This is a genomic window from Dolichospermum circinale AWQC131C (assembly GCF_000426905.1).
Classification (GTDB): Bacteria; Cyanobacteriota; Cyanobacteriia; order Cyanobacteriales; family Nostocaceae; genus Dolichospermum; species Dolichospermum circinale.
This window is the reverse complement of record NZ_APIY01000471.1, coordinates 17,764-30,991: the sequence shown is the minus strand read 5'-3', so window position 1 is coordinate 30,991 and position 13,228 is coordinate 17,764. Positions and strand designations below refer to the sequence as shown.

At 41.0% G+C, this 13,228-nt stretch carries 13 protein-coding genes; 1 reads left to right on the top strand and 12 read right to left on the bottom strand.

The annotated features are described in order from the left end of the window. Nucleotides 1-933 (top strand): DNA-processing protein DprA (dprA, locus tag ACIR131C_RS0101145; RefSeq protein ID WP_028088735.1); only part of this gene is annotated, 933 nt, incomplete at its 5' end. A gap of 215 nt (nt 934-1,148) precedes the next feature. Here dprA and cysC read toward each other — a convergent pair. From cysC to ACIR131C_RS0101085, 12 genes are all read right to left on the bottom strand, one after another. Then, nucleotides 1,149-1,718, bottom strand: a complete 570-nt coding sequence (gene cysC, locus ACIR131C_RS21545) for an adenylyl-sulfate kinase (protein WP_071604922.1) — start codon at nt 1,716-1,718, stop codon at nt 1,149-1,151. Nucleotides 1,719-1,735: 17 nt separating this feature from the next. Then, a complete protein-coding gene (locus tag ACIR131C_RS21540) occupies nt 1,736-3,016 on the bottom strand; it encodes an SGNH/GDSL hydrolase family protein (protein WP_071604921.1) in 1,281 nt (426 codons plus the stop codon). A gap of 10 nt (nt 3,017-3,026) precedes the next feature. After that, nucleotides 3,027-3,191, bottom strand: coding sequence for a DUF5989 family protein (locus ACIR131C_RS25875; protein ID WP_196811704.1), 165 nt, complete (start codon nt 3,189-3,191; stop codon nt 3,027-3,029). After that, complete coding sequence (locus tag ACIR131C_RS0101125; RefSeq protein ID WP_028088734.1) at nt 3,191-3,595, bottom strand: SxtJ family membrane protein; 405 nt, start codon at nt 3,593-3,595, stop codon at nt 3,191-3,193. Before ACIR131C_RS0101125 ends, ACIR131C_RS25875 begins: the two co-directional genes overlap by 1 nt. A 42-nt stretch (nt 3,596-3,637) precedes the next feature. After that, nucleotides 3,638-5,476 (bottom strand): carbamoyltransferase family protein, encoded by a 1,839-nt coding sequence (locus tag ACIR131C_RS0101120; protein WP_028088733.1) that lies wholly within the window; start codon nt 5,474-5,476, stop codon nt 3,638-3,640. Then, a complete protein-coding gene (locus ACIR131C_RS0101115) occupies nt 5,464-6,921 on the bottom strand; it encodes an MATE family efflux transporter (protein ID WP_051347455.1) in 1,458 nt (485 codons plus the stop codon). Before ACIR131C_RS0101115 ends, ACIR131C_RS0101120 begins: the two co-directional genes overlap by 13 nt. Before the next feature lie 46 nt (nt 6,922-6,967). Continuing rightward, complete coding sequence (locus ACIR131C_RS0101110; RefSeq protein WP_028088731.1) at nt 6,968-7,987, bottom strand: aromatic ring-hydroxylating dioxygenase subunit alpha; 1,020 nt, start codon at nt 7,985-7,987, stop codon at nt 6,968-6,970. A 62-nt stretch (nt 7,988-8,049) separates the two neighbouring features. Then, on the bottom strand, nt 8,050-9,183 hold the full coding sequence (locus tag ACIR131C_RS0101105; protein ID WP_051347453.1) for an amidinotransferase: 1,134 nt from the start codon (nt 9,181-9,183) through the stop codon (nt 8,050-8,052). A 118-nt stretch (nt 9,184-9,301) separates the two neighbouring features. Then, complete coding sequence (locus ACIR131C_RS0101100) at nt 9,302-10,171, bottom strand: sulfotransferase-like domain-containing protein (RefSeq protein WP_028088729.1); 870 nt, start codon at nt 10,169-10,171, stop codon at nt 9,302-9,304. 52 nt (nt 10,172-10,223) lie between these two features. Continuing rightward, entirely contained in the window at nt 10,224-10,973 is a 750-nt protein-coding gene (locus tag ACIR131C_RS0101095) for an SDR family oxidoreductase (RefSeq protein ID WP_028088728.1), read from the bottom strand. A gap of 148 nt (nt 10,974-11,121) precedes the next feature. After that, nucleotides 11,122-12,141, bottom strand: a complete 1,020-nt coding sequence (locus tag ACIR131C_RS0101090) for an aromatic ring-hydroxylating dioxygenase subunit alpha (RefSeq protein ID WP_028088727.1) — start codon at nt 12,139-12,141, stop codon at nt 11,122-11,124. 95 nt (nt 12,142-12,236) lie between these two features. After that, nucleotides 12,237-12,962 (bottom strand): phytanoyl-CoA dioxygenase family protein, encoded by a 726-nt coding sequence (locus tag ACIR131C_RS0101085; RefSeq protein ID WP_028088726.1) that lies wholly within the window; start codon nt 12,960-12,962, stop codon nt 12,237-12,239. Between the last annotated feature and the right edge of the window lie 266 nt (nt 12,963-13,228).

Sequence of the window (13,228 nt, the reverse complement as noted above, 5' to 3'; positions counted from 1 at the left end):
CGGAGAAACCCTGAACAACTACTTACCCAACACCAACAAATAAACCCCCATTTTTGGACACCAGCAGACCCAGAATATCCCCAACTATTGCGAGAAATTCGTACTCCACCCCCACTGTTGTATTATCGAGGTGAAATTGATTTACAGGAAAATTCAGGACAAAAACCCCTGGTAGGAATTGTGGGAACTCGTCAACCCACAGAATACGGAATTAAATGGACTCGTCAAATTAGTACCGCATTAGCAAAAAATGGTTTTACCGTTGTTTCTGGTATGGCCGAGGGAATAGACACCGAAAGTCATTCAGCAACATTGAAAGCTGGAGGAAGAACAATAGCAGTTATGGGAACAGGTGTAGATGTTATTTATCCCCATAAAAATCGAGATTTATATCAACAGATTTTGAAATCTGGGATAGTAATTAGTGAATATCCCGCAAAAACGCCACCGAACCGCACCCATTTTCCCCGTCGAAATCGAATTATTGCTGGTTTGAGTCGTGCGGTATTAGTTATGGAAGCGCCGCTAAAATCTGGTGCTTTAATTACAGCTACCTATGCTAATGAATTTAATCGAGATGTTTATGCGTTACCGGGAAAAATTGATGATCAACCATCACAAGGTTGTTTAAAATTAATTAGTCAAGGTGCGGGTTTAATTAATCATGAACTTAATGAATTATTAATCATGTTGGGAGCAATTCCCCAAATAGATATAGAAACAGAAACACCTTTAGTTAAATCTCCTCCTATACCTAACTTAGCACCGGAATTACAACAGATAATAAATATTTTAGCTGTTGATGCTTTATCTTTTGATTTTATTATTCAAAAAACAGGTATGAATGCTGCAATAGTATCCAGTTCTTTATTACAGTTAGAACTTATGGGTTTAGTTACCCAACTTCCGGGAATGCGATATCAAAAATGTTGAAATGACTCTCGGAAAGTCCTTAACGGGTGACAAGTTGTTTAGCTATCTTGTCACCCGTTAAGGTTTTCGGGGCTTCTTTGCCCCTATTTTTTTATAGCTGTAGCCAGGTTACTTAGGAGGCTGCTTTCACCACTTTTGCTCGGCTATCAAGTCTGGTCATTATGGTTTATGTCCTCATCTTAATGGCTACACCTATACCTCCTTATTTTCTAAAATTATTGGCACATCTCATCTTCAACCACCTTGTCACCAGTTAAGAGTCCAAAGTCCAGTAAATATTGAAGCACTTGGTTAACACACTGCTCAATAGTAAATCTATCAGTTTGACAGATAATATCTGGATTTGTTGGTTCTTCATAAGAGTCAGAAATGCCAGTAAAACTCTGGATTTCTCCTGCTCTGGCTTTAGCATAAAGTCCTTTAACATCACGGGATTCGCAAACTTCTAAGGGAGCTTTAACATAGATTTCAATAAAATTGTTAGATGTCTGTTTCAATTCATCTCGAATTTCATGATAAGGGCTGATAGCAGCAACGAGTGCTATGATACCATTCCGACTCAGCAAATTAGCAACAAAGCCAATACGGCGAACATTTATGTCTCGGTCTTGCTTGCTGAATCCTAATCCTTGTGAAAGAAAAGTGCGGACTGTATCACCGTCTAACAATTCTGTGGAATAATTCTGCTTTTGGAGTTTTTGCACTACTCTAGAAGCAATAGTTGTTTTACCAGCCCCACTTAGCCCTGTAAACCATAGCACTGCACCTTGTTGTTTCACGTTCATTTGAATTTGAGTTTTTCTTAGCGTACAAAATTCCCGCTTGGGTACAATCTAGCCATCGGGGCTGCTTTCTGCCCTTCTTGTTGACAAAGCCCAGACGCAATCATTTTTCCTGCCAACTGATGCCCCGAAGCATTCCAATGCCCTACACAGCCAAGAGTATCCTCAAACCCGTATAGGCAAGTATTGTTCTGTTCGGTATAGTCCAGCAAAGTCGGGCTGAGATTAAGTACACTAAAGCCCTCACCCTCACCCAAAGCTGTAATTCGGTTCTCAGAATAAAACCAATCAGTCACACCAAATGCTTGCATTTCTTTTTGACGCGCTGAAGGATCGCGTTGAAATGGACCGCCAAAGGTAACAACTACAAAATCTGCTTTCTTCGCAATCACCTCATCGTGCATTAAGCTAATCAGTTTCTCTGTGACTTGCCATGCCTGTTGCCATTCAGGGTCAGTAGGTGGTTTGTAGATATTATTATCAATCCAGCTCGAATTTTGATCGTGTCTTCCAGTGCTAAATAACGGCTCCTCTATTGCTTGAGGAGAAAGCACTCTATTAAGGTTTTTAAGAGAATCTTGTATGATGTTCGCAACCTGTAAAATCCGCAAGTGGTCTTTTATTTTGATATAAGCTTTGCCCCACCATGTCAGCTTTGAGCGATAAGTATCTGTACTGATAAACGAAGTATCAACAACCAGATCACCGTCTTTTAATAGAAAAAACGGTTTTAGTAAAGCTTGTTCACCAGCATAGAGTTTCTGACTGATAGCATGGGAGTTATCACTAATGTCGTTGCCAGTATAAAAATTCAGCACTACCATATCAGGTGAATAGTCCCAAACTTTCTCCCGTAGGGTAATTAGTTCTTGGTCTGTTCCATAACCAGTAACCCCGAAATTAATCACTTCCACCTTTCGTCCAGCCAAAGCTGTACAACTACTTAATTCTCGTTCTATAACTGCCGCAAAACCTTTATCCAACGGCACTTGCAAACTCTCTACAAAGGAATCTCCCAACAGCGCTATCCTGAAGGTATTTTCTGGTTTGACCTTAGTGTGTTCTTGGTCTCGGAATCCATCACTATTCATCTGGACGTAAGCTTCACCTTCGGTTTGATACCAACCGGAAACATGAGGTCGCCCTACCCAACCTCTGTGTTCATTGATGGTATGGAATGCTACGTGTTCGATACCAGCAATACGTAAGCCAATTTCAATGAATACTACTCCAAAGATTAGCCCGCAGAAAATCAAACTTCCGATTAATGCTGTCTTTACCCAACCCTTCAAGTTACTCATATGGCAATTTTTAAAAAAGAGTGTAAATGAACGGCGCGATCGCAGAAGATTGAGCGAAGACAATTAGCGCCCCCAAGGATACCAGGGTGACGATCAGGGGAATCAACAAGTAGTTTTTTTGTTCTTTAATAAATCCGCCAATGTCTTTAAGAAAATCTAAAGTGTCTTTTAGCATTAGAATGGTTTCTCCATACTTTCTGTAGTTCTTAACTTGCTCAATTGGCGATAAGTGGGCAAATCTGGATCTAAGCTTCGCATCATTGGAGCTTGATTCAACAGCCGCTTCATCAATCCTATTGGGGTAATCATTATATAAAATAAAACCCCTAAAATAATTCGTGTTTGTATCCAACCTAAAACAAGTCCAATCCTCATCCAGTTTTTGTAAACAAAATTTAAAGTTGCGGGTGCGATTATTGCCCAAATCCAGAGAATTACTGCAATAACCCAAGGGATAACTGACAAGGAATGATGCCGTATAAATGGTAGTAAAAAGCCAAATAAAACTGCCACTATGGAACCGCCGATCAGTCCAAATTCACGCAATCCTTTTTGGTTAAGTTCCTTTATCTGTTCCATCTTTATTTACTACTTTTTTTGTGGGAAATATTAACTCCTGAGTTAATCTAACTCGAATTCTTGTTGCCACGACTCATCACTATTTCCCTGTGGCTGTTCAGATTTGACCAACAAGAAATTCTCCATAACCAAATAGTCCATTTCAGTTCTCATAAAGCATCGATAAGCATCTTCGGGAGTACAAACAATTGGTTCGCCGCGTACATTGAACGAAGTATTGACTAAGACAGCACAACCAGTTCGTGCCTCAAAATGACGAATTAACTCATAGTAACGAGGATTGGTTTCCTTGTGAACTGTCTGAATACGAGCTGAGTAATCAACATGAGTGACCGCAGGAATTTGGGAACGAGGAACATTCAGCTTCTCGATTCCAAATAACTGTTGTTGCTCTTGTGTCATGGGAATGTGCAGATTCTCCTTGATTGGTGCTACCAGTAGCATATAAGGACTAGGACGATCAAGATCGAAGTAGTCGGAGACCCGCTCAGCCAAGACTGAAGGAGCAAACGGACGGAAGGACTCACGATATTTAATTTTCAGGTTCATGACCGATTGCATTTTGGGACTCCGTGAATCGCCAATAATCGAACGACTCCCCAAAGCACGCGGACCAAACTCCATTCGTCCAGAAAACCAGCCAACAACATTTCCCTGTTGTAAAATTTCTGCGAGGCGAGGCATAAGTTCGCTATCAGCGAGTCGCTGGTAAGGTATATTAGCAGAATTGAGATACTCGAGAATCTCAGCTTCGCTAAAGCTAGGTCCAAGATAAGAACCCTTCATGCGATCGCCTGATGTTGGAGTACGGGGTTTTTCATGGTATTCATGCCAAATCGCTAATGCTGCTCCGACTGCACCACCTGCATCTCCGGCTGCGGGTTGAATCCAAATATCTTTGAAGTCACTTTCTCGCAGAATTCGTCCGTTGGCTACGCAATTGAGGGCGACACCACCTGCTAAACATAGATACTCTGCACCCAGTTCTTTTTTGACAGTTTTAGCCAAACGCAGTACCACTTCTTCAGTCACCTTCTGGATGGAACTGGCCAGATCCATTTCTCTTTGGGTGATTTTTCCTTCTGGTTTGCGTGGTGGTTCCCCAAACAAATTATGAAACTTATGATTGGTCATGGTTAAACCAACCGTGTAGTTGAAGTAGTCTATGTTCAAACGAAAAGTGCCATCTTCTTTGAGATCCAACAGATGGTTGAGAATTTGGTCTACATATTTGGGTTTGCCGTAGGGAGCTAAACCCATAAGTTTATACTCACCTGAGTTAACTTTGAATCCGGTGTAGTAGGTAAAGGCTGAATAAAGCAACCCGATGGAGTGGGGAAAATGAATTTCCCATTGGGGTGTGAGTTGATGCCCCAATCCCATCCAAACGGAGGTGGTTGCCCACTCTCCTACACCATCTAAGCACAAAACGGCAGCACGCTCAAAAGGACTGGGAAAAAAAGCAGAAGCCGCATGGGCTTGATGATGTGAGGTAAATAATAGAGGCGGCAATTGAGAAGTTTTGCACTCCTCCAAGAGTGCCAATTCTTTTTTTAGGATTGTTTTTAGGTAAAGCTTTTCTTTTAGCCAGATGGGCATGGCTGTGATAAACGAGCTAAATCCTTTTGGCGCATGGGCTAAATAGGTTTCCAACAATCGCTCAAACTTGACTAATGGCTTGTCGTAAAAAACAATTTGATCGATATGTTGTAACTTGATTCCTGCTTGTTTTAGACAGTAAGCGATCGCTCCAATAGGAAAACTAGCATCGTGCTTTCGTCTTGAAAAACGTTCTTCCTGGGCTGCGGCAACGATTTCGCCATCAACCACCATAGCGGCAGCGCTATGGTGGTAGTAAGCTGAAATTCCTAAGATATGCATTTCAACACCTTTTCGTCGGGTATAATTTGACTCTCTTCCCCGTTATTACTATTGGCAATCTTATAGGCAATCATTTGATAAAAACGAACCATTAAGATGACTCCAGATAGGAGTGGACTCAAAACCATACCTAACCAGATACCGATACCTCCCCAACCTAAAATGATTGCCATGAAATAGCTTCCTGCCAACCCAAGACCCCAGCCTACTAAGTTCATTAACAACGGCACGAACGTATCTTGCAACCCTATCAAAGCCCCAACAGTAATTATTTGAATACTGTAAAAAATTTGGAATAATCCCGACAAAGCGAGAAAAGAAGTTGCTGTCTTAACTGCTTCGATATTCTCTGGATTGTTTATATTTAAATAAATTCCCGCAATTTGATATGGAAGCAACCAGAAAATGAGTGCCGCAGCACTGGCAAAAATGGCACCAATCGTAATCCCAATTGATGCTGCCCTTCTTGCACCCAACGGTTTTTTTTCTCCCAGGGTCTGAGCTACTCTCGTGACAGCAACATTGCCGACTCCGAGTGGTATTACCATCGCCATCGCTGCTGTTTGGGCTGCAATCTCATGGGCTGCTAATGTTGCTGTTCCTACATACCCTGCTAGCCAAGCGTTGACGTTCAATACTACTGATTCCGCTCCCAATAGAAAACCCATAGGCCATCCAGTTTGAAAAATTTTGACAAACGTCTGTTTATCAAACTGACGCATATAGCGGAAAAGTTGATAATCTCTAACTTTTGGGGAGAAAATCAGCAAGATAACTCCCGCTATAAAACTAACCCAAAAAACCAGAGTACTTGCCCAGCCTATTCCAGCTAAACCAAGTTGAGGAAGACCAAATTTACCGAACATTAAGACATAATTGGCAGGGGCATTTAAGAGCAGCCCTAGTACCATAGTGACAGTTATCAATCGGGTGAGGTTGACAGCAGAGGCAATGCCTCTTAAGATCTTAATACCAAGTGCAGCAGGAAAGCCCCACACAATTGAGTGTAAATAGGTTTTTGTCACTAAAACATTGCTTTCTTCTTGACCTAATAGCAGCAAGATAGTATCGGTATGCCAAAGCAGAAGCATTGCGGGTAAAGACAACGCAACTGCTAGCCATATTTGTCCAGATGCAATACGACTAACTTGATCTATTTTGTTTGCCCCAAAAGCCTCGGCTGCTTGTGCTCCTCCTACTAAAAACATACTAGAGCAGGTAAAGAATAAAGCCAAAAAAGTGATCGCACCCAAAGCACCACCGGCCAAAACTTGTGTACCAAGTAAACCCATCATGACTACATCCACTGTATTAATACTCGTTTCGCATATTTCGACAACGACTAAGGGAATTGCCAATTGTAGGCTGACTCGTGCTTCTGATATAAGCTCTGACTTATATCCTTTTGATGTTATTTCTGCCAATCTTATTTGGGGATTTGTCATATCTTAAATATCCTGCGTCTATTTAATGCACTCAATGCAACTGAAGTTAACAAACACCATAAGTTACATTTAGTTCTTTTAACCATCTACGATAGGCAACTGTGCATTTATCTGATGGCACATGGATTTCCTGTGGCAACCATTGCGTGTTTATCTGCTTTGGCGGTAACAGTGGTAAACGCGCTGGTTGTTGGGAATGTAGGATCCGAATATCTTCTTCTATTGTTTGGTCAAATTCGGCTAGTAGCTTTGACTCCAATGTTTTAAAGTCCAAAATTTCAGGGCTGTTCCACGTGATCAACATCCGCACCAAGCTGTTGTCTTCATCAATCGGTGTTACCAGCATCAAATCCGCAGTCCGAATTTCAGAGGATTCCGCAATGTAGTATTGACATAAAGGGTGAATAACCCTTTGCCAAAGAGTCCATAAGTCATATTTGATACTGCTGTTCAACCTTGGCATCTGGAGTTGAAGGTTACCCATAGTAATACCATCTTTGTCTACTTTCACCTCAAGGTCTTCAACTTGTGCGTGGTGGCGATTGCCTAACCCGCCATCGTGGACAAAAGGAAAATGAGATACATCTATGAAATTATCCATCACACGAAACGCACTAGCTTGAATCAAGTAAGACTTAGTATAAGTCTTGTGATAATTCGGATCGTCCCATTCGGGGAACTCAGGTATATCATTCACAGGGTTCCCTAAACAGACCCACACTAAGCCGTAGCGTTCCTGGCAATGATAGGTCTTGGCAATCGCACTTGCTGGGGGTATCATGTCAGGGTGAGCCGGGATCTGTACGCATTTACCTGCTTCATTGTATCTCCATCCGTGATACGCACAAACCAAAGTATTATTCACTATTTCTCCCATAGACAGAGCCACACCTCGGTGGGGACAGTGGTCTTGCCACACCTGTATGGGTGAATTAGGTTCATCACTGCGCCATAGTACCAATTTAACTCCCAACAAACTAGCTGTGGTGATACTTCCTGGTTTACAATCTTCTCCGTTGGCGACTACGTACCAGTTGTTGATTAAGATTTGGTCGGCATTTGTCATAATTGTCTCCTAGTAGTTTTATTACTTTTATCACCCTGGTGAAAGGATAATAGAAATAAATATTAAAAATAAGATTGAAGAGTTCCGCGTCGGCGAACATCTAACGTTGCACAGTGAAATGAGCCTAAAAAGGGATAATAGCTTTCAAACGAACACACAATAGGCTTAAATCCCCAATCTTTGAGTGCTTTGATCATCGGCTCCTGGTTTTTTTCTACAATGACTCGCTCTTCATCTAACATCAGTACATTCAACCCTGCCCATTCACTGACTAATCTCAGCTGGTTCTGGGGGATATGGTTGGGGTAAGGTGCAACCAAAATGTCCCAGCTTTTCAGGATTTTTGGCAATTTATTAACATCTACAAATTCTGGGTTAACTAGTATTTTGCCGGGAGCAAGAGGCATTAAGGTGGTATCAATGTGCAGTGCTTCTGGACAATGCGATTCAATAATGTGAATGCGGTATTCGTCTTCCAGGTGGCGTTGTAACCACTCTATACCCAAACTATTAGTGACATGACTTTTTTGACCAAAAATATCCCGTCCGCAGCGCACAAAATCTGCTGCATCAAAAGTTGGTTCAAACTCTGTAACGACAAAGCGCGACGGCTTCCCTGTTTGAGGAAACTGGAAATTTAAGTTATACTGTGCGTCCAATAATTGTGGCTTCGGTGCCGCAGTCCACTTAACCCCTGCCTGAAAATATTCCTTGAGCAGCTTTCGATACGCCCAAGTTTCAAAATAGCGGTTGCGATCTGCCATTGGTGCTTCAATAATCTCATTGCCAATCACCAAAAAAACATCACGAGGATTGGCGGCACAAAAACCACTTCCTACTTGCCAAGCTGGTGTGGAGAAGGAGCCAGAGAAATCTACAGGGTTGACTCGACGAACTTTGACTCCTTCTGCTTCAAGAATGTGAATAAATTCATTTAGTTCTTTGTGTGCTAATGCAATCATCTCTGGTGGATAGGGAATTCCTCCCCTCTCAGAGAGTACCTTTTGGGCAGATGCCAATTCTTCAAGAGGGAATGTCCATTTGTTGATTGGTTCTAGGGCAGGTAACATTGCACCTTCAACACTGCCAACAATGACTTCCTCAAGTGCGTCCCACTCATTATAAGAATTGACAGGACATGGCTGCTTGGCGATTGGTGAATTGTTCTCTAATTCTTGGTTATTTTGATTGGTCATAAGTTGTTTTCCTAATTGATAAACAGAATATCATTATTCACTGGAGTTTACACGGCTGGATATTTTATTGTTCATATCTCCCTAATTGCGTTTTTATTCCCTGTCTGAACGGTTATGATCAAACTCGGTGTTCTGACCATTCAAAACTATGACAATGCTGTAAGAGTTTTTCATAGTAGGGAATAGATTCATCTAGTAGCGGTATTAGCCGATCTGGTAAATTTTTCTCCTTCTTTTCATAGGGGAGAAATGTTTGGGACGATCTTAAAGTTTCAAACCAGGCTTCTGAACTGCTAAACTCAGAATTAGCAAATAATTGTTTATACAATAATTGATTGGAATCTTCTAGATTTGCTTTCCATGTCAGCATCCTTTTATCAAATGCAAGCTCTAAGTTTTTACACAGCCATTCCAAAGCAGAAGGAGGGTTTTTAATTATATCATCTGAGTGAATAACTAAAGGTATTTGTCCTGTAATAAGTTCAATCTGTTGGAAAACTTGATAAAGTGTTTTCATCCCAATCATTTGTTGTGTGAATAGTTCTGTGATACCTGTCTTTTTCTCCGCTATATCGAAAGACAAAATAATATCTTGAGGATGCCTTATTAAAAAGAAGTTAGTTAGCTTTTTTACCCAATCTATTCCAAATTCAGATCTATAGTCACCTGTTATCATTTTTTGAAATGAGAATAATTTTCCGTCCGGTAAATTTCCAGTTATTTTTTCTATAACTTTCTTGATGTCCGGTTCAAAATTATTTTGCTGCAATAATTGCTTTAAGTTTTCTTCTTCTAATGTACGACTGTTAATAGTCGTGTAAGTTGTCATAAAGACAGATGGAGCGAATAGAGGCTCATCATAAACAATACACCCATCTAAATTCTCAAAAGCACGAGCAATGACAGTCGAACGACTTCTAGGACAAGCCCACATAGCTATATGTTTGTTTTCATTTTTTTTGGAATTTCCAGCATCAACGGCATTCATATTAGGAAACGATAATTGGGACAATTAATTGTATCATATTTTAGAAACATCTCTAATTACCTTCTGTAGTTGGTCGAATCAAAATTTCATTCACATTCACATGATCGGGTTGTGTCACTGCATAGATTATAGCTCTGGCAATATCCTCACTTTGTAAAGGTGTTATTGTCTGACGTTGTTCTTCACTAAGCTGTTTGATGATGGGGTCAGAAATTAAGTCAATAAATGGTGTATCAACTAAACCTGGTTCAATGATGGTAACGCGAATGTTGTCTTTATACACTTCTTGGCGTAATGCTTCTGAAAGAGCATTGACACCCGATTTTGTAGCACTATAAACTCCAGCCCCAGCTTGCGCTATCCTGCCATCGACAGAAGATATATTGACTATATGCCCGGATTTTTGGGCTTTGAGAAGAGGTAAAACTGCGTGGATAGCATATAAAACTCCTAGAACATTCACATCGAATGCTCGTCTCCAGTCTGCGGGATTCCCAGTATCAATTGTACCAAATACACCAATTCCTGCGTTATTCACCAGAATATCCACATGTCCAAGTTCTCCATTGGTCTTTTGGACTAAGTTATTTACCTGAGCTTCATTTGTAATATCTGTAACAATAGATAACGCCTGACCGCCACTGGCTGCGATCTGTTTTGCTAGTACATCCAAACATTCAGCACGTCTTGCCGCGATTGCGACTTTTGCCCCCTCCGCAGCCAAGGCGAAGGCTGTAGCCGCTCCAATACCAGACGAAGCTCCAGTAATAATAGCTACTTTTCCATCTAATTTACCTGCCATCAGTCACTCCTTATTTTCGTTTTGCTCATGGGATATGTAATAATTGCCTTTTGTACTTGATTTTGTTTTTTGGTAATTTTTATATACAAAAGCTAAAAGTGCCTACAAAATAAACACTATGGGTTTTCTTCGTGCCATACAACTGAGGTTAACAAACACCATAAGTTACGCCTAGTTCCTTTAGCCATCGACGATAGGCAACTGTGCATTTATCTGATGGCACATGGATTTCCTGTAACAACCATTGCGTGTTTATCTGCTTTGGCGGTAACAGTGGTAAACGCGCTGGCTGTTGGGCATGTAGAATCCGAATATCTTGTTCTATTGTTTCGTCATATTCGGTTAGTAGCTTTGACTCCAAGGTTTTAGAGTCCAACATTCTAAGGCACTTCCATGTTATCAACATCTGCAATATGCTCTTGTCTTCATCAATCGGTGTGATGGTCATCAAATCCACAATCCGCATTTCAGGGGATTCTGAAACGCAGTATTGACATAAAGGATGACTAAGCCTCAACCAATTAACCCATGAGTCATCTTCGATATCGCTGACAATCCTTGATGTCTGGAATTGATACTTACCCATAGTCAGGCCATCTTTGTCTAGTTTCACCTCAAAGTTTTCAACTTTTGTATAATTGCGATCGCCTAACCAACCGTCATGGATAAAAGGAAAATGAGATACATCTAAGGAATTATCCATCACACGAAACGCACTAGCTTGAATCAAGTAAGACTTAGTATAAGTTTTGTGATAATTCGGATCGTCCCATTCGGGGAACTCAGGTATATCATTCACAGGGTTCCCTAAACAGACCCACACTAAGCCGTAGCGTTCCTGGCAATGATAGGTCTTGGCAATCGCACTTGCTGGGGGTATCATGTCAGGGTGAGCCGGGATCTGTACGCATTTACCTGCTTCATTGTATCTCCATCCGTGATACGCACAAACCAAAGTATTATTCACTATTTCTCCCATAGACAGAGCCACACCTCGGTGGGGACAGTGGTCTTGCCACACCTGTATGGGTGAATTCTGTTCATGACTGCGCCATAGTACCAACTTAACTCCCAACAAACTAGCTGTGGTGATACTTCCTGGTTTACAATCTTCTACCTTTGCGACTACGTACCAGTCGTTGATTAAGATTTGGTCGGCATTTGTCATAATTGTCTCCTAGTTTTACCCGCCAGCAAAGCGTAAGTCAGAAAATTTAACATTATTTTTGACATTATTTTAGTTTATAATTGAACCTGCGATCACTAGATTCTCCCTTTCAAAGCATCCGCCAACAGCGGTTCGATGTTGTTTTTTGTAAAAATCAGAGTTAGTGTCCAGTAATTGGTAGTTGAAGTATTGGCAGCTGCGGTGTGCCATAGAGTTGGTGTATAAAACATTGCTGCTCCTCCAGGAAGTGGAAGACATATTTCTGTATCTAGTGAATTATCAGAAGACGGATCTAATGAGTGTTCCCATCGGTGGCTACTTGGTATAACTCTTAATGCACCCATAGCATTATCGGTATTCTGTAAGTGTATAGTTATGAATACCGTAGCTTGATTGGCTACTGGAACCAACAACTGAAGATCATCGTCATTCAACTCTTTTGTTGACTTGGATGCAAGTTTGTTCAATACTTCAACTACATATCCATGATCTTGATGCCAAGCAATGTATCCTGTACCCGCACGAATTATTGCTAGATCGCTAATCAATAGGGAAATATCAGAGCCAATTAGAGCTTGCACTGATTCTATCACAGTAGGAAGCTCTAAAAGCCTCTGAATTATCTTTTGATACTTAATTGGATCAGGGATAGTATAATCAGACCACCATTCATAGTCACCCGGCAATACTCCTCCACGTTTTTGTTCAGTAATAAGTTCTACTTCATGCCGTATTTCTTCAACTAACGCTTTTGGTACAGTTTCTTCTAGCGTGAAATAACCATCATTTACGTAAGCTTGTTTTTGTTCGACTGTAAGCATCTCTTTTATTTCCTCGCAATTTAAAGGATTTAGTGGATCGTCTCGCCATAATTAAGTTTAATACTGCTGCAACCATCAGGTAAGTAGGGCTTGCTGAAAAGTTTTTGGTGAGCTTTCAAAGAAGCAGGGGCAGGGGGGAAATCCGAGCTAATTTTTTGGCCAAGTTTCCCAAAAGTGCAAGTATTTTGAGTTAGGGTAGTTCAGAATCTGACATCCCTTTAGGTTAAAAAAGCTTGAAACCCTTATTTGGTAATGCTTTTACTGTT

Excerpts from the sequence above, each read along its gene's own strand:
- cysC (WP_071604922.1), bottom strand. The coding sequence starts at position 1,718 with ATGAACGTGAAACAACAAGGTGCAGTGCTATGGTTTACAGGGCTAAGT.
- ACIR131C_RS21540 (WP_071604921.1), bottom strand. The coding sequence starts at position 3,016 with ATGAGTAACTTGAAGGGTTGGGTAAAGACAGCATTAATCGGAAGTTTG.
- ACIR131C_RS25875 (WP_196811704.1), bottom strand. The coding sequence starts at position 3,191 with ATGCTAAAAGACACTTTAGATTTTCTTAAAGACATTGGCGGATTTATT.
- ACIR131C_RS0101125 (WP_028088734.1), bottom strand. The coding sequence starts at position 3,595 with ATGGAACAGATAAAGGAACTTAACCAAAAAGGATTGCGTGAATTTGGA.
- ACIR131C_RS0101120 (WP_028088733.1), bottom strand. The coding sequence starts at position 5,476 with ATGCATATCTTAGGAATTTCAGCTTACTACCACCATAGCGCTGCCGCT.
- ACIR131C_RS0101115 (WP_051347455.1), bottom strand. The coding sequence starts at position 6,921 with ATGACAAATCCCCAAATAAGATTGGCAGAAATAACATCAAAAGGATAT.
- ACIR131C_RS0101110 (WP_028088731.1), bottom strand. The coding sequence starts at position 7,987 with ATGACAAATGCCGACCAAATCTTAATCAACAACTGGTACGTAGTCGCC.
- ACIR131C_RS0101105 (WP_051347453.1), bottom strand. The coding sequence starts at position 9,183 with ATGACCAATCAAAATAACCAAGAATTAGAGAACAATTCACCAATCGCC.
- ACIR131C_RS0101100 (WP_028088729.1), bottom strand. The coding sequence starts at position 10,171 with ATGAATGCCGTTGATGCTGGAAATTCCAAAAAAAATGAAAACAAACAT.
- ACIR131C_RS0101095 (WP_028088728.1), bottom strand. The coding sequence starts at position 10,973 with ATGGCAGGTAAATTAGATGGAAAAGTAGCTATTATTACTGGAGCTTCG.
- ACIR131C_RS0101090 (WP_028088727.1), bottom strand. The coding sequence starts at position 12,141 with ATGACAAATGCCGACCAAATCTTAATCAACGACTGGTACGTAGTCGCA.
- ACIR131C_RS0101085 (WP_028088726.1), bottom strand. The coding sequence starts at position 12,962 with ATGCTTACAGTCGAACAAAAACAAGCTTACGTAAATGATGGTTATTTC.